Source organism: Nonomuraea sp. NPDC050547 (assembly GCF_044457345.1).
Classification (GTDB): Bacteria; Actinomycetota; Actinomycetes; order Streptosporangiales; family Streptosporangiaceae; genus Nonomuraea.
The window spans coordinates 202294-218417 of sequence record NZ_JBITGW010000021.1 but is presented as its reverse complement, the minus strand read 5'-3'; the positions used below and the strand labels follow the sequence as shown (position 1 = coordinate 218417).

The window sequence follows — 16124 nt, the reverse complement described above, 5'->3', positions numbered from 1 at the left end:
TGGCCAGACGAGTATCTTGACCAAGCAATTGCTTGGGACGTACGTTCAGGCCATGATTGAGTTTCACCCTGTGACCAAGCACATCGGCGCCGAGGTGACCGGGGTCGACCTGCGCAAGCCACTGGCGCCGGAAGAGGTGGCCACACTCCGCGAAGGCTGGCTGCGCCACCTCGTGCTGTTCTTCCGCGACCAGCACATCGACGACGACCAGCACCTGCAGTTCGCGCTGAACTTCGGCACGCTCAACCATCCGGCGTTCAAGAAGGACTCCAGCAGCCCGATCCACGTGCTGGACCAGACCGACCCCAAGGGCGAGGGCGGCGACGAGTGGCACAGCGACAACACCTTCGAGCCCACGCCGCCCATGGGCTCGCTGCTGCGCTGCGTCCAGCTCCCGAGCGTCGGCGGCGACACCTGCTGGGCCAACACCTATCTGGCCTACGAGACGCTGTCGCCGTCCCTGCAGCGGCTGTGCGACGAGCTGACGGCCGTGCACGACATCACGATGTCGATGAAGAAGGCCATCTCCAAGGGACACCCCTTCGTTCTTGAGGAGATCCAGGCCAAGTGGCCGCCGATCGAGCGGCCGATCGTCCGCACCCACGCCGAGACGGGACGCAAGGCCTTGTTCGTCAACCGGGCCTCGACCACCCGCCTGGCCGGGCTGACCGACCGGGAGAACGAGGCGCTGCTGCCGCTGCTCATCGACCACATCCGCTCGCCCGAGTACCAGGTACGCCTGCGCTGGCGGCCGGGCACGATGGCGTTCTGGGACAACCGGCCCACCCAGCACTACGCGGTGGCCGACTACACCGAGCGCCGCCGGATGCACCGGGTCACCGTCAACGCCTTCCCCGAACACCAGGACGGCGCGTAGGAGCCCCCTTCCCCCGAGAGCGCCTTTGACCCTAGAATGAGTTAGGAAACTTTCCTAATAAGCTGGGAGTCAGGGTGAAACTCGCCGTTGTCGGGGGCGGCTCGACGTACACGCCGGAACTGATCGACGGGTTCGCCCGCCTGCGCGATGATCTGCCGATCACCGAGATCGCGCTGATCGATCCGCACGCCGAACGCCTCGAACTGGTCGCGGGCGTCTCCCGCCGCATGCTCGCGCGAGCGGGGCATCCGGCGAAGGTCGTCGCCACGCCCTCGGTCGAGGAGGGCGTGGCCGGGGCGCAGGCCGTCCTCTTCCAGCTGCGGGTCGGCGGCCAGGCCGCCCGCAACGTGGACGAGACGCTGCCGCTGCGGTGCGGCTGCGTGGGCCAGGAGACGACCGGCGCCGGAGGTCTCGCCAAGGCGCTGCGGACCGTCCCGATCGTGCTCGACCTGGCCGAACGGGTGCGCGAACACGCCCCGGACGCCTGGATCGTCGACTTCACCAACCCGGTCGGCATCGTCACCCGCGCCCTGCTCGACGCCGGGCACCGCGCGATCGGGCTGTGCAACGTGGCCATCGGCTTCCAGCGCGCCTTCGCCCGCTACCTCGGCGTCGAGCCGGGCCGGGTCAGCCTCGGCCACGTCGGCCTGAACCACCTCACCTGGGAGCGCGCCGTCTACCTCGACGGCGAGGACGTCCTGCCCCGGCTGCTGGCCGAGCACGGCCAGGAGATCGCCGACAACATCGGGCTGCCGCCGGAGCTGTTCGCCCGCCTCGGCGTCGTGCCCTCCTACTACCTGCGCTACTTCTACGCCCACGACATCGTCGTCGCCGAGCAGCGCACCAAGCCCTCGCGCGCCGACGAGGTGGCCGCCATGGAGGCGCGACTCCTGGAGATGTACGCCGACCCGGCCGTCGACACCAAGCCCGAACTCCTGGGCAAGCGCGGCGGCGCCTTCTACTCCGAGGCCGCCGTCGCGCTCATCGCCTCCCTGCTCGGCGACCGCGGCGACGTCCAGGTGGTCAACACGCGCAACGCGGGCACGCTGCCGTTCCTGCCGGACGAGGCGGTCATCGAGGTGCCCGCCACGATCACCGCGACCGGCGCCGTCCCGCTGCCCATCGACCCGCTCGACCCCCTCTACGCCGGCCTGATCGCCAACGTCTCCGCCTACGAGAGCCTGGCACTCGACGCCGCGATCCACGGCGGCGCCGACCGCGTGCGCAACGCGCTGCTGGCCCACCCGCTGATCGGCCAGGAAGCCGTCGCGGGCGAGCTCACCGACCTGCTGCTCGAGGCCAACGCCGCGCACCTGCCGTGGGTGAAGCCGTGAGCACGCTGCTCGCCGTCGACGGGGGCAACAGCAAGACCGACGTGCTCGTGCTCTCTTCCGACGGCACCGTGCTGGCGCGCGGGCGGGGCGGACCGTTCGTCCCGCAGAGCGCCGGCGTCCCCGCCGCCGCCGACGTCCTCGAAGACGCGGTACGGCAGGCGCTCGGACCCGGCGCGGCCCCGCCGTACGCCGACCGGATGGCCGCCTACCTGGCCGGCGCCGACCTGCCCGCGGAAGAGGAAGCCCTGGCCGCCGAGTTCGGCGCCAGGGGCTTCGCCCGCGACATCGTGGTCGGCAACGACACCTTCGCCCTGCTGCGGGCGGGGGCCTCAGGCCCGTCCGGCGTGGCCGTGGTCTGCGGCGCCGGCATCAACGCCGTCGGCGTCTCCCCCACCGGCCAGGTGGCCCGCTTCCCCGCGATCGGGCCGCTCGTGGGCGACTGGGGCGGCGGCGTCGGGCTCACCAACGAGGTCATGTGGCACGCCGCCCGCGCCGAGGACGGCCGCGGCGGCCCCACGGCCCTGGCCGGCCTGGTCACCTCCCACTTCGACGCCCCCACGGTCGAGCAGGTGGCGCTCGACGTGTACTTCGGCCGGCTCGACCCGCTGCGCCTGCTGGAGCTGACCGCCGGCCTGCTGGAAGTGGCCGCCGCCGGTGACGAGATCGCGATCAGCCTGGTCACCCGCATGGCCGACGAGATCGTCGGCATGGCCAGGGTCTGCCTGACCCGCCTGGACCTGCTGGAGACGCCCACCGAGGTGGTGCTGGGCGGCGGCGTGCTGCGGGCCAGGCACCCGCTGCTGATGGACCTGCTGGACGCCCGCTTCGTCAAGCACACCCCGGCCGCCAAGCCCGTCGTGACCGACACCCCGCCCATCGTGGGCGCGGCTCTGAACGGCCTGGACGCCCTGGGCACCACGCAGGAGGCCGAAGCCCGGCTCCGCGCACAGTTCTGACGAGGAGGGGGCTGCCGTCCGGACGGCAGCCCCCGGCCGCGTTCCTGGAGACCACCGTCGGCCCCTGACGGCCGCCAGGTGGAACAAGCCGTGGCCGCCCGTCTCCCCGCCGCCCTGGCGGGCGCATGCCGAAGCCGCCGCACGTGCTGTGCGGCGGCTTCGCCCGTGGTGTCTAGGCGTCGATGTGGTCGCGGTCCACCTCGGCCGCGCTGCTGACGATGAACTCGCGCCGGGGCGCCACGTCACTGCCCATCAGCAGGTTGAAGATGCCCTCGGCCGCCTCGGCGTCCTCGATGCGCACCCGGCGCAGGATCCGGTGGCGCGGGTCCATCGTGGTCTCGGCCAGCTGGTCGGCGTCCATCTCGCCCAGGCCCTTGTAGCGCTGGACCGGGTCCTTCCACCGCTTGCCGCGCCGTTCGAGATCGCGCAGGACCTTGTGCAGCTCGGCGTCGGTGTAGCAGTAGATGTACTTGTCCTGGCCCCGGCCCGGATTGGTGAGCTCGATGCGGTGCAGCGGCGGCACGGCGGCGAACACGCGCCCGGCCTCGACCATGGGCCACATGTAGCGGTGGAACAGGGTCAGCAGGAGGGTCCTGATGTGGGCGCCGTCGACGTCGGCGTCGGCCATCAGGATGATACGGCCGTAGCGTGCGGCCTCCAGGTCGAACGAGCGGCCGGACCCGGCGCCCACCACCTGGATGATCGCGGCGCACTCGGCGTTCTTCAGCGTGTCGGCGACCGACGCCTTCTGCACGTTGAGGATCTTGCCGCGGATCGGCAGCAGCGCCTGGAACTCCGAGTCGCGGGCCAGCTTCGCGGTGCCGAGGGCGGAGTCACCCTCGACGATGAACAGCTCGCTGCGGTCGACGTCGTCGCTGCGGCAGTCGACCAGCTTGGCGGGCAGCGCGGAGTTTTCCAGGGCGCTCTTGCGGCGCTGGTTGTCGCGGTGCTCGCGGGCGGCGATGCGGGCCTTCGCGGCGGCCACGATCTTCTCCAGCATCGCGCGCAGCGGCTGCTTCATGCCGCGCGGCGGGTTGGTGAAGACCGCCTTGAGCTCGCGCGAGACCACGTGGGAGACGATGCGGGTGGCCGCCGAGGTGCCGAGGACCTCCTTGGTCTGGCCCTCGAACTGCGGCTCGGGCACCCGGACGGTCACGACGGCGGTCAGGCCTTCGAGGATGTCCTCCTTGGTGACCGGGTCGTCGCCGTTCTTGAGCAGCCGGGTCTCGCGCAGCTGCTCGTTGAGCGTCTTGACCAGCGCGCGCTCGAAGCCGGTGACGTGGGTGCCGCCCTTGGGGGTGGCGATCACGTTGACGAACGAGCGGATGGTCGAGTCGTAGCCCTTGCCCCAGCGCACCGCCACGTCGACGGTCAGCTCGCGCTGGACCTCGGTGGGGGTCATGTGGCCCTGGTCGTCGAGGACGGGCACGGTCTCGTGGAAGTGGCCGAGCCCCTGCAGCCGCTGCACCTCGCAGACGGCCTCGTCGCGCGCCAGGAACTCGGTGAACTCGGAGATGCCGCCGTCGAAGCGGAACTCCTCGGTCTGGCCGTCGTGGATCAGGGCCAGCGTCAGGCCCGGCACGAGGAAGGCGGTCTGGCGCAGCCGTACGTGGATCTCGTCGATGGAGACCTCGGCCTCGGCCAGGAAGATCTGGGTGTCGGCCCAGAAGCGCACCCGGGTGCCGGTGACCTTCTTGCTCAGCTTGCCGCCGTCGCGCAGGCCGGACTTCTTCTTGAACTTGGCCGTGGGGCCCTCGCCGTCGAAGACGCCGGGCACGCCGCGCCTGAAGCTCATCAGGTGGACCTTGCCGTAGCGGTCGACCTCGATGTCGAGGCGGGACGACAGCGCGTTGACCACCGAGGCGCCCACGCCGTGCAGTCCGCCGGAGGCCGCGTAGGAGCCGCCGCCGAACTTTCCGCCCGCGTGGAGCTTGGTGTAGACGAGCTCCACGCCGGGAAGCCCGCTCTTGGGCTCGATGTCCACCGGGATGCCGCGGCCGTCGTCACGCACCTCGATGGAGCCGTCCTCGAACAGCTCGACCTCGATACGGGTGCAGTGACCGCCCAGCGCCTCGTCGACGCCGTTGTCCACGATCTCCCAGAGGCAGTGCATGAGACCGCGGCTGTCGGTGGACCCGATGTACATGCCAGGGCGCTTGCGGACGGCCTCGAGGCCCTCAAGCACCGACAGGTGACGAGCTGTGTAACCCGCCTCCACTACCGTCACTCCCGCTCCTCTGGTCTAGCCATCGAACACGTGTGCGTAGCTTACCGTTCTTCCCGCTGACGCGCGTACAAGCTTGCCATCCCGGCACGTTTGCCGTTACCAACCGGCTGATCATCATTACTTTCGGACACATTCCGCTCTCGGCGTAGCGACGCGCCGGTTGGGAACGTCCAGGTCCGGTTAGATGTTGTCTCAAGTGACTGCGCCAGATCCTCGCTTCGGCGGGGGTGACCAGAAAGGCGATACGTGACTGGAGCTCTCGCCCCCGTTAAGCCGCTGACGGCCCTCGACCGTTGTGACCGTTGCGGCGCCCAGGCCTACATTCGTGCGACCCTGCCGGTAGGTGGGGAGCTGCTGTTCTGCGCCCACCATGGGCGACAGCACGTGGCGGCACTGCGCGATAAGGGCGCCGATATCCTGGACGAATCGGCCCGACTCAGCGAAACCCCTACGATTGCCCCCGACAGCGAGCGCTGACTCAGCACTCGCTCCGAGATAACCACATATAGCGCTACGCACGACGCGGCCGCCCCTTCAGGCGAGGGGCGCCGCGTCGTGCTGTTTCAGGACCCCTGTGTACGGCCCGCCGCCCCCAGACCTTCGCCCACCCGGTAGTGGTAGCCCTCTCCGGCCACCTCGAAGCCCTCGCCGCGGTAGAGCCCTCTGGCGTTCTCGTTCGCCTCGGTGACCACCAGGTAGGCCGACGACATCCCGGCCGGCACGGCGCGCCGTACCAGCGCCCTGATCACGCTGCGGCCCAGCCCCCGGCGGCGGGCGGCCGGCAGGGTCGCCATGCAGTAGATCCCGAGCGTGTCCCCCTGCGGGACGCCGCGGCCCACGGCCAGGGGCACGCCGTCCCGCTCGACCGCGGCGTACCAGGCGGGCACTCCGGTCACGATGCGCCGCGCGTCGCCGATCCGGTCGGCGTAGCGGCCGTCCACGGACCACCAGGCGTCCATCCAGGCGTCCCAGGGCTCGTCCTCGATCCGGACGGGGTGCGCGGGCGCCTCGGGCAGAGAGCCCAGGCGGGCGACCATGGCCAGGACGGGCCGCGTACGCCGGTAGCCGCGCCGTTCCAGGACCCGGTCGAGGCCGGGATCGCCGACCGTGAAGACGGGCTTCAGCCCCCGCTCGGCGTAGAACCTTTCCGCGTCTTCCAGTGCCGCGTCCATGTCCTCCGGTACATTCCGGGCATATACCGAGTTCGCCCGATCGGTCACGCCACCGGCGTATCGCAGGACCCAGCCGTCGCGCTCGTGCTGTTCGAACGCCGGCCACGCTTCGTGCACCAACCTGCGAAAATCCATGACAAAAGCCATGAACGGCACGATATCTATTACGATTCCCCAGGTGTCCTCCCCATCCCACGAAACGACGCCGCGCGGCCGGGCCTGGATGTGGTTCGCGGGCCTCGCCGCCGTGATCCTCCTCCCGCTGGCCATCGCGTGGCCGCTCGGCGGGCTGGCGGACGCGGGAAAGAACGAGCCGCCCAAGACCGCGCTCGGGCAGAAGCTGACCGGCAACCGCTTCCAGCTCGTGCCGAAGAAGGCCGCGTACACCACCAGCGACCCCAACCCGTCGCCCTTCGGCGAGCCCGACAAGGGCCGGTACGTGGTGCTCGACCTCGACGTGACCAACGTCAGCCGGTTTCCCGCGTCGCTGTCCGACATGGCCGCCCGCCTCGCCATCAAGCTCGACGGCAGGCCGCTCGACCAGATCATGTCCATCAAGGACCAGCTGATCATGCGTCCGGGCGACAACCGGGGCAGCCTGCTCAACCCCGGCATGGCCGAGACCGTCCGCCTGTCGTGGGAGGTCGCCGCCGAGGCTCCGGACCCCAGCCGGCTCAGCGTCGCCGTCCACGACGAGGACTACCAGCCGAGCTGGTCGCTGCTGGGCTACTACTCGGGCACCTCGCTCTGGTACAGGCAGGACGATCCGCGCTGGATACTGGACACCCCGCTGGAGCGGGCATGAACAAGCTGATCGCACTGGTCGCCTCGGCGCTGCTGCTCGTGGCCGTCGGCGCCGCCCAGCGGCTGCGGCCCGACGCCGACCGCGTCTACCAGCCCCTCTCCTCGGCCGGCGCCATCGGCCAGGACGTCCGCACCACCCCGTACACCGTCCGCGTGGAGCGCGCGGAGACCGGCCGCGAGCTGGTGCTGACGGGTTTCCTGGACAAGAAGGAGAAAAAGACCACCAAGGGCGTGTGGGTCGTGGTCCACCTGACCGCCACCGCCACCCAGGAGCGGGTCCAGCTGGGCACCGTGGAGCTCCAGGCGTTGAACGGCACCCGCTACGCGGTCACCGACCGCTTCTCCACCCTCGGCTCGGCCGACCTGGAGGCGGGCATCCCGCAGCGCGGCACGATCGCCTTCGAACTGCCGCCGGACGCCGTCAAGGGCGCCATCCTGCGGATCACCAAGGCCAGGTACACCACCATCCACCGGCTCAACGCCGCGCTGGGCCCCGGGGTCGAGGTGCCGCTGGGGTTGTCCGGCGCCGCCGTACCGACGGTGACGATCGAGGAGGACGACGCGTGAGCGGGCGGCGCGCGAAGCGCGGCAAGGGCGTGAAGCACCTCTGGTACGGCCTGGGCCTGGCCGCCGCCGTGGCGGCGCTGGTGGCCGTGCAGGTCGTGCCCAAGCTGGAGGACTACGGGCTGCGCTCGGGCGGCGAGCCGATCGACGCCGCGGCCGGGTCGGGCGCGGCGTTCGAGGGCTCGACGTGGCGGCTGATCGGCATCGGCCAGACCTCGGGCGACGACCTCCCGCCCGGCACCACGGCCGTCACCGCGGTCATCGGCGTCACCCCGCGCGACGCGGCGGCCAGCAAGGCCATGTCCAAGGGCTGCGAAACGGCCGTCCGCGACGCCCGCGCCCGCACCTGGACGCCGACCACGCGGGTGAAGGGCGTCCCCAAGGTCTCCACGCTGTGCACCCGGATCGACGAGAAGACCTACAAGCCGATCCTGGCCAAGCCGGGGGTGGAGTCGAAGTTCCAGGCGAGCTTCGCCGTCCCGGCCGACGCGGTCAGCTCTCTGCGGGTTGAGGTGCGTCTTCCCGACCACCACGAGAATTTCGTACGGCTGACGCCGTCCGCAGCGCCATCTGCAGGGCCGCCGCCAGCAGGCCGATCCGCAGCACCTCGTAGACCGCCGTGACCCCGAACTTGATCGGCCCGTGCCACACGGTCCACCAGTTGCTCTCGTGCGGCCCGATCAGGTTGACCACGCCGATGAACGCCCAGTCGTGGCCCACGCCCAGCAGCGTGTAGCACAGGCAGAACACCAGGAAGAAGACCGGCCCGGCGCGCAGCACCATGCGCAGGCCGTTCAGCATGGGCGTGTACTTGTCACGCAGGTCGCGCGAGACGAACTCGGCCACCTTCCGCACCGGCTCCGGCGCCGCCTCCTTCACCCGTCCCGCGCCCGACTCGACGCGGGTGCCCTGGATCAGGGCCTCGCCCTGGCCCATCTCGCGGCCGTAGACGACGGCGGCGATCGTCACCCAGACCAGCGGCAGGACCAGCGCGTCCTTGAGATTCGGCACGACCACCGCGACCGCCTCGCCCACCGGCCCCAGCACGCCGCCGATGACGTCGGCGGCGGCCACCCAGGCGGACCTGGAGGTCAGCCACTCGATCCGCTCGCCGATCCAGTGCTCGACGCTGATCACCGCGAAGAACATCCACATGGACTCCAGCGCGATCGACAGCAGCCCGAGTCGCCCCTTCGGCCACCGCTCGTACGCCTTGCCGACCGCGACCCGGGCCGCGAACGCGCCCAGGGCGATGAACGAGGTGGTGAGCAGCGGGTTGAAGCTGAGGTTCTCGATCTCCTGCACCCCGAAGAGCTCCTGGGACAGGATGCTGTACTGCCGCACGTCGTCGGTGAACAGCCCCCAGGCCCCGTAGAAGGCCAGGAACGGCAGCATGGTCTGCGCGATCAACGTCGACAGCCGCCCGCCCTGCCCTTCGGCGGCGCCGGCCAGGATCGCGTTTCTGCGCAGCACCTGAAGCATGGCCACGTACGAGGCCAGGGTGGCCAGCACGGCCAGGCTCATGACCGCGAAACCCAGGTACTTGCGCGGGGCCTCGACGTCACCGGCGTAGACGGCGCCGACGAGGATCAGGTCGTGGACCACCCGGCCCACCGTGTAGAAGAAGGCCAGGGGCAGGAAGGACCGCACTGCCAGGACAAGTGCATCCCAAGGCAGCCAAACGGGGGAGAGTGACGCTTTCATCGCTGTGGATGCTACCGGCCCTAAGCTGTCTGACGTGCTGATTCTGCTGCCGCCGTCCGAAGGCAAGGCGCCGGAGGGCTCCGGCGCCCCGCTGGGCGAGCTCTCCTTCCCCGCGCTGGACAAGGCCCGCAAACGCGTGCGAACCGCCCTCGCCAGGGCGTCCAAGCGTCGCGACGCCATCGACGTCCTCGGCCTCACGCCCGGTCTGGCGGCCGAACTGGAGAAGAACCTCGCGCTGGAGAGCGCACCGGCGCTTCCGGCCGCCGAGCTCTACACCGGCGTCCTGTACGACAACCTCGGCCTTGCCACCCTCTCCCCCGCCGACCTGCGCAGGGCCGAGGAGTCGCTGCTCATCTTCTCCGGGCTGTGGGGCGTGCTGCGGATCACCGACCGGGTCCCGCCGTACCGGCTGTCCATGGGTGTGACCCTGCCCGTGCTGGGCGGGCTCGCCGCCTTCTGGCGCCCCTTGATCACCAAGCAGCTCGACGGGCTGCCCGGTCTGGTGGTCGACATGCGCTCCGGCACGTACGCGGGGGCGTGGAAGCCGGGCGACCGCTCGGTCGCGGTGCGGGTCTTCCGCGACGGCAAGGTCGTCAGCCACATGGCCAAGGCCACCCGGGGCGCGATCGCCCGCGCTCTGGTGCGCTCGGGCGAAGACCCCACGACCCCCGCCGACCTCGCCAAACTCCTCGACACGCACGGCTTCGCCACCACCCTGGGCCCTCACCCCAAACCGGCCCACCCCTGGCACCTCGACGTGGAGGCCACCGCCTAGCCCAGACCGCTAGCGCGGCACAGGCAAGCACACGCCGCGCAACCGGCCGGGCAGGCAGGCAGGAGCAGCGCAGACGAGCAGTCGGGCTGGCGCGGAGGCAACACAAGCGGCCCAGGGGCGCAGCCCGCCTGGGAGCGCAGCCCGTCTGGGGCGCGGGCCGTCTGAGGCACAGGCCGTCTGGGGGCGCAGACGGCGCACGGGCGCAGCCGACGTGGGGCACTCAGGCGACGCAGGCACCGCAGGCGGCGCGGGAGCGGGTGGTTCAGGCGGGGACTTGGTTGGGTTCGTCGGAGAACGTTCTGACGTCCTTGCTGGCCGCGGCCACCCCCGCCACCACCAGCATGATCCCGCCGATCCCGACCAGCGCCCACGCCCCGCCGAACGCCGCGGCCAGCGACCCGCCCAGCACCGGCGCCAGCGGGTTGAGCCCCCGGCTGACCATGGTGAGCGCCGCGCCCACCCGCCCGAGCATGTCCTCCGGCACCAGCCGCGAGACCACGGCGGAGAGCACGACGTTGAACGTCGGCGTGGTCAGCGAGAACAGCAGCAGAGGCACCATCGGCCACCACGGCCCGAACGGCAGTGCCATGGCCACGATCGCCCCGCCGAACACCGTCGTGAAGACGACAGCCAGCTTCCCCGGCGCCAGCAGCCGCCCCAGCCACCCCGACAGCAGCGCACCGGCCAGCCCGCCGATCCCCGTGGCGGCGAACACGGTCCCGGTGTTGAGCGCGTCACCCCCACGCTCGCCGATCAGCACCACCAGCGGAATCAGGAACGCGCCGCCGAGCAGGTTGAGCATCATCGCGATGAGAAAGATCTCCCGCAGCCCCCGCCGCCGCCACAACCACCCGACGGCCTCCCCGGCCTCCCGGCGCATGCCCTTCCTGACCGGCTCAGGACTCCCCTGGGGCCGCCGCGGCACCCTGGCGAGCAACGTCGCCACCCAGGCCAGCAGATAACTCACGCAATCCACCACAAAGGGCACAGCCTGCCCCAGCCCATACAGAAACCCACCGACCGGCGGCCCGGCCAGCGCCGCCGCGTGCCGCCGCGACTCCTCCTGCGCGTAGGCGCTCCGAAGCTGTTCAGGCGCGACAACCCCGCGAATCGCCGTATCCCAAGCAGGCCCGACAAAGGCCACACAAACCCCATCGACCACGGCCAGCGCCACCAGCACCCAAACGTGCGCCTCCCCCACAAGAATGACCCCAGCCAGTACGGCCGCCGCCAGCACCTGCACCGCCTGCGCCCCGAGCAACGTCCGCCGCCGATCCCACCGGTCGACCCACACCCCGGCCGGCATCTGCGCCACGAGCATCGCCGCCGCCTTGGCCCCGGCCACGACCCCCGCCAGCCCCGGCGAACCGGTGAGCGCGAGCACCAGCATGGGCATCGCGATCCTGGTCATGTCGGTACCCAGCTGCGAAACCACACCGCCGATCCAGAGCAGCTGGAACTGCTTGTTCCCACGCAGAGACACGAGACTTCCTCAACCACGGCCGAAGGGGACGTTCCACAACCCGAACGAAGCCCGCCACCCTACCCGACCCCCACCCCCACAACCCACCGCACGAACCGTCCAACCCCAGATCCCGCCAAGAGCCGCAGTCGCCAACCCCGGACGACCCCGTGCGCCGTCCCACCCGGCGGCCCTCACGGCCGCCGGGCACGGGAGCCCCACAGCCATAGCCCCGCACAAGCCCTCGCCGAACCCGGCACGAACATGTGATCGCCCAACCCGTCACAAGCATGTGATCGCCGAACCCGTCACGAGCGTTGGATCGCCGAACCCGTCACGAGCCCCCGCGACCGTCAGCGGGCCACCAGCCCGTCCGTCACCGCGTCGATCAGCCGGTCCATGATCGCCGGATACAGGTCGGCCCCCAGCTCGTCGGCATGCAACGGCACCAGCAGCACGGCCCGCAGCACCCCCACCACCACCCGGGGATCCCCCGCCAGCCGCCCCTCCACGAACTCCAGCAGGTCCGCCAGCGGCCCGCCCTCCACCTGCGCCATCCGCTCGGGCGTGAGCTTGGTGGCCAGCAGCGCGACCTCTTCGGGATGCGCGAGGAGCCGCCGATACAGGGGGTTCGCCTCCAGCTCCGCCACGGTGGCCCGCAGGAACCGGCGCAGCGAGTCCCGGGTGTCCTCGCCCCGGTTCAGCCCTTCGTCGATCACCCGCCGCCTGACCTGCTCGCCCTGCCGGAGCATGGCCTCCAGGTAGAGGTCCTCTTTGGAGTCGAAGAAGGCGTACAGGGACGTCTTGGCGATTCCGGCGGGCTCGGTGAGCTCCTGCAGGGACGTCTTGCGCAGCCCTTGGGCCGCGAACAGCCGCGTCGCCGCCTCCAGCAGCTGCTCGGTGATCCGTGCCCGCTCACGCTGGTTGAATGCCGGCGGCATGCGCAGCGCCTCCTGTGAACAAAAGTCCGTACCGTTCACAGCGTACCGCGCCGCAGACCGACGCGACCGCCGCCCACAAGACCTGAAACCAGCGAACCCGCACAGTAGAGCGCGATCCGGCGAGCCCACGGAAGCCCGTACCTGATAAGGGTCGTCCATGGGCTCCTCACTGATCAACATCACCCCGCTGCTGCCCGTCGCGCTCGCCCTGCTGGTCGCCGTGGGCGCGACGGTCGCCTGGCTGGGGCGGCTGGGCCACGGTCCCGCCGTGGTGACCGCCTGCGCGCGGGCCGCCGTCCAGCTCGGCGCGGTCTCGGTCGTGATCACCTGGGTGCTGCGACTACCGGTCGCGACAGCCGCGTTCGTCCTGCTCATGTACGGCGTGGCCGCCTTCACCGCCGGCCGCCGCATCACCGGCGGCCAGGGCGGCTGGTGGTGGGCCGGCGTCCCGATCGCCGCCGGCACCGTGCCGGTCCTGGCTCTCCTGATGGCCTGCCAGGTGATCTCCACCGACGGTCTCGTCGTCATCCCGATCGCCGGAATCCTGCTGGGCGGCTGCATGACCGCCACCACCTTGGCCGGAAAACGAGCCCGGGACGAACTGGCCCAACGTCACGGCGAGGTCGAAGCCGCCCTGTCCATCGGTCTCCTCCCCAGAAGCGCCCGACTGGAGATCTGCCGCCCCGCCGCCGCGCAGTCCCTGGTCCCGGCCCTGGACCAAACCCGCACCGTCGGCCTGGTTACCCTGCCGGGCGCCTTCGTCGGCATGCTGCTGGGCGGCGCCACCCCACTGGCGGCCGGGCTGGTCCAGCTGGTGGTTCTCATAGCCCTGCTCGCCGCCGAGGCCGTCGCCTGCGTAGCCACCATCGAACTGGCCGCCCGCGGCACCTGGCCCTGATCCATGGCTCACCGAGAGTAACCATCAGCGCCCTCGCAAAATACCGCCAACAACAACCACACCTCGCCACACAATGACTACCTTTGGCAGCTTTCGGGCATAAATATGCACATATGTCCGATCAGCTGAGGAGGCCCGCCGTGCGACGTCTAACGGGAACCATCGTGGCCACCGCGGTCATCACCGTGACCTCATGGGCAGCCCCTCCCGTCGACGCCCACACGGCCGGCAGGTACGGCGACGCGGCGGCAGCCACCTCCTCCACCCAAGGCGAAGCCGAGCGCCGCCAGTGACCTGAACCCCCACATCAGCCCACGGAACGCCAATCGCACGCAGAGCCCGCACAACGGCGCCGAACACCATCGACCCACGTCCCCACGCGGCGCCGAAAGCACAGGGGCGCACCACAGCACGGGCCACCGCCACCTTGACGCAAGGCGCTCGCGATCCCGCGCCACCCGCCGGCCCCCACGTGCAGGGCGGAAGGAGAACGGTGTCCTGGTAAACGCGCAGGCCCCGCACCCCCATCAGGGGTACGGGGCCTGCGAAAACCAGCTGACTAGTCCAGATAGTCCCGCAGGACCTGGGACCGCGACGGGTGCCGCAGCTTGGACATCGTCTTCGACTCGATCTGGCGGATCCGCTCCCGGGTCACGCCGTAGACCTTGCCGATCTCGTCCAGCGTCTTCGGCTGCCCGTCGGTCAGCCCGAAGCGCATCGACACGACGCCCGCCTCTCGCTCCGACAAGGTGTCGAGAACGGAGTGCAACTGCTCCTGCAGCAGCGTGAAGCTGACGGCGTCGGCCGGAACGATGGCCTCGGAGTCCTCGATGAGGTCACCGAACTCGCTGTCGCCCTCCTCTCCCAGCGGCGTGTGGAGGGAGATCGGCTCGCGGCCGTACTTCTGGACTTCGACGACCTTCTCGGGCGTCATGTCCAGCTCACGGGCGAGCTCTTCCGGCGTCGGCTCGCGGCCGAGGTCCTGCAGCATCTGCCGCTGGACCCGGGCCAGCTTGTTGATCACTTCGACCATGTGGACCGGGATGCGGATGGTCCGCGCCTGGTCGGCCATGGCGCGGGTGATCGCCTGCCGGATCCACCACGTGGCGTACGTGGAGAACTTGTAGCCCTTGGTGTAGTCGAACTTCTCGACGGCGCGGATCAGGCCCAGGTTGCCCTCCTGGATCAGGTCCAGGAAGAGCATGCCGCGGCCGGTGTAGCGCTTGGCCAGCGAGACCACCAGGCGGAGGTTGGCCTCCAGGAGGTGGTTCTTGGCCCGGCGGCCGTCCTCGGCGATCCACTCCAGCTCCGCCCGCACGTCGACGGGCAGGTTGTCGACCTCGCCGCCGAGCTGCTCCTCGGCGAACAGGCCGGCCTCGATGCGCTTGGCCAGCTCGACCTCCTGCTCCGCGTTGAGCAGGGGGACCTTGCCGATCTGCTTGAGGTAGTCCTTGACCGGGTCGGCGGTGGCTCCCGCGGCGGCCACCTGAGCGACCGGGGCGTCATCGTCGTCGTCGGAGAGGATGAGGACTTCTTCCTCGTTCTTCTCCGGCACCGCGGCGGCGGCCGCGGCTTCGGCCTTGGGCTCTTCCTCGGCGTCGTCGTCGGACTCTTCGCCCTCGGTCTCGGCCTCGGCGACGATCTCCTCGTCGTCGACCTCGATGTCCTCGAGGTCTTCGAGATCGACATCGCCCTCAAGGTCGATGTCCTCGTCGTCGGACCCTTCCTGGGCCTTGGGCTTGGCGTCGGCCGGGCCGGTGTTGTTGTTCTCCGGCTTGTCGGCCTTCTTGGCGGGTGCGGCCTTCTTGGCCGCCGGGGCGGCCTTCTTGGCAGGAGCAGCCTTCTTGACGGGCTCGGCTTCAGCCGCGCCCACGACCGCGGTCACGGTCTCGGGCTGCTGCTCCTTGGCGGCCGCTGCGGTCTTCGTCTTGACGGGGGCAGCGGTGCGGCGCTTTGCTGGACCACGAGACTTCTTCGGTGCCGCCGAATCCGCGGCGGTCACCACCACGGTCACGCCCTCTTTACTGAGGTTCCGCAAGAACGCGGCGGCGTGCGACATCGGGATGTCCGCCTCCTCGAAGGCTTGGCGGACATCCTCAGACTCGAGGAAACCCTGCGAGCGCCCACGCTCGAGCAGTCGCTGAATGACGGGCTCGTTCAGCTCTTGTGGCTTCGAGCGAGTCGAACTTGCAGGCGACACGAACACCTCTCGAACGAACGCGTGGCGACAATGGACCCAGATCCCCGCTGGGGGGCTATGCCTCTCTAGGAGTACGGCGAGGCCGTGCGGAGCGCAAACGGACCATCCAGCATTCTGGCATGACCCAGCACTTCATACGGCCACCTCCCGGCGGTTGACCTCCACCCTAGGCCGACCCGGACAGTAGTGCGTACGTAAGGGCGGCACTGA

15 protein-coding genes are annotated in these 16124 nt (G+C 70.3%); 9 read left to right on the top strand and 6 right to left on the bottom strand.

Going from position 1 to position 16124, the window contains the following annotated elements:
- Positions 1–52: 52 nt before the first annotated feature.
- The 3 genes from ACIBHY_RS43120 to ACIBHY_RS43110 all read left to right on the top strand — a co-directional run bounded on the left by ACIBHY_RS43120 (position 53) and on the right by ACIBHY_RS43110 (position 3167).
- The gene (locus ACIBHY_RS43120) at positions 53–877 is read left to right on the top strand and encodes a TauD/TfdA dioxygenase family protein (RefSeq protein WP_397241972.1); all 825 of its coding nucleotides are present in this window, start codon (positions 53–55) and stop codon (positions 875–877) included.
- Between the two features lie 74 nt (positions 878–951).
- Entirely contained in the window at positions 952–2211 is a 1260-nt protein-coding gene (locus ACIBHY_RS43115; protein WP_397309751.1) for a 6-phospho-beta-glucosidase, read from the top strand.
- Positions 2208–3167: an N-acetylglucosamine kinase gene (locus tag ACIBHY_RS43110; RefSeq protein WP_397241968.1), complete on the top strand. Its 960-nt coding sequence runs from the start codon at positions 2208–2210 to the stop codon at positions 3165–3167. The genes ACIBHY_RS43115 and ACIBHY_RS43110 overlap by 4 nt, the downstream gene beginning before the upstream one ends.
- A 172-nt stretch (positions 3168–3339) precedes the next feature.
- On the opposite strand, the gene ACIBHY_RS43105 is transcribed toward ACIBHY_RS43110, so the two are convergent.
- Positions 3340–5394, bottom strand: a complete 2055-nt coding sequence (locus tag ACIBHY_RS43105) for a type IIA DNA topoisomerase subunit B (RefSeq protein WP_397309750.1) — start codon at positions 5392–5394, stop codon at positions 3340–3342.
- Between the two features lie 246 nt (positions 5395–5640).
- Between ACIBHY_RS43105 and ACIBHY_RS43100 the strand changes: the two genes are divergently transcribed.
- A complete protein-coding gene (locus ACIBHY_RS43100) occupies positions 5641–5871 on the top strand; it encodes a hypothetical protein (protein WP_312896826.1) in 231 nt (76 codons plus the stop codon).
- An 86-nt stretch (positions 5872–5957) separates the two neighbouring features.
- On the opposite strand, the gene ACIBHY_RS43095 is transcribed toward ACIBHY_RS43100, so the two are convergent.
- Positions 5958–6713: a GNAT family N-acetyltransferase gene (locus ACIBHY_RS43095; RefSeq protein ID WP_397309748.1), complete on the bottom strand. Its 756-nt coding sequence runs from the start codon at positions 6711–6713 to the stop codon at positions 5958–5960.
- A gap of 31 nt (positions 6714–6744) precedes the next feature.
- Here ACIBHY_RS43095 and ACIBHY_RS43090 point away from each other — a divergent pair, with 31 nt between their 5' ends.
- Both ACIBHY_RS43090 and ACIBHY_RS43085 read left to right on the top strand, forming a co-directional pair.
- Positions 6745–7371 (top strand): hypothetical protein, encoded by a 627-nt coding sequence (locus ACIBHY_RS43090; protein WP_397309747.1) that lies wholly within the window; start codon positions 6745–6747, stop codon positions 7369–7371.
- Complete coding sequence (locus ACIBHY_RS43085) at positions 7368–7937, top strand: hypothetical protein (RefSeq protein ID WP_397241960.1); 570 nt, start codon at positions 7368–7370, stop codon at positions 7935–7937. Before ACIBHY_RS43090 ends, ACIBHY_RS43085 begins: the two co-directional genes overlap by 4 nt.
- Before the next feature lie 489 nt (positions 7938–8426).
- On the opposite strand, the gene ACIBHY_RS43080 is transcribed toward ACIBHY_RS43085, so the two are convergent.
- Complete coding sequence (locus tag ACIBHY_RS43080; protein WP_397309746.1) at positions 8427–9584, bottom strand: hypothetical protein; 1158 nt, start codon at positions 9582–9584, stop codon at positions 8427–8429.
- 88 nt (positions 9585–9672) lie between these two features.
- On the opposite strand from ACIBHY_RS43080, the gene ACIBHY_RS43075 reads away from it, so the two are divergent.
- The gene (locus ACIBHY_RS43075) at positions 9673–10413 is read left to right on the top strand and encodes a YaaA family protein (RefSeq protein WP_397309745.1); all 741 of its coding nucleotides are present in this window, start codon (positions 9673–9675) and stop codon (positions 10411–10413) included.
- 262 nt (positions 10414–10675) lie between these two features.
- Here ACIBHY_RS43075 and ACIBHY_RS43070 read toward each other — a convergent pair whose 3' ends face one another.
- Positions 10676–11896, bottom strand: a complete 1221-nt coding sequence (locus tag ACIBHY_RS43070; RefSeq protein WP_397309744.1) for an MFS transporter — start codon at positions 11894–11896, stop codon at positions 10676–10678.
- 332 nt (positions 11897–12228) lie between these two features.
- Positions 12229–12816: a TetR/AcrR family transcriptional regulator gene (locus ACIBHY_RS43065; protein ID WP_397309743.1), complete on the bottom strand. Its 588-nt coding sequence runs from the start codon at positions 12814–12816 to the stop codon at positions 12229–12231.
- A gap of 157 nt (positions 12817–12973) precedes the next feature.
- Between ACIBHY_RS43065 and ACIBHY_RS43060 the strand changes: the two genes are divergently transcribed.
- Together ACIBHY_RS43060 and ACIBHY_RS43055 are read left to right on the top strand one after the other, a co-directional pair.
- Positions 12974–13714 carry an ABC transporter permease gene (locus ACIBHY_RS43060; RefSeq protein ID WP_397309741.1) on the top strand — a complete coding sequence of 247 codons (741 nt, stop codon included), beginning with the start codon at positions 12974–12976 and terminating at the stop codon, positions 13712–13714.
- Positions 13715–13854: 140 nt separating this feature from the next.
- A complete protein-coding gene (locus tag ACIBHY_RS43055; protein WP_397309740.1) occupies positions 13855–14007 on the top strand; it encodes a hypothetical protein in 153 nt (50 codons plus the stop codon).
- A 266-nt stretch (positions 14008–14273) separates the two neighbouring features.
- On the opposite strand, the gene ACIBHY_RS43050 is transcribed toward ACIBHY_RS43055, so the two are convergent.
- Positions 14274–15914, bottom strand: coding sequence for an RNA polymerase sigma factor (locus ACIBHY_RS43050; RefSeq protein ID WP_397241944.1), 1641 nt, complete (start codon positions 15912–15914; stop codon positions 14274–14276).
- Positions 15915–16124: the final 210 nt, after the last annotated feature.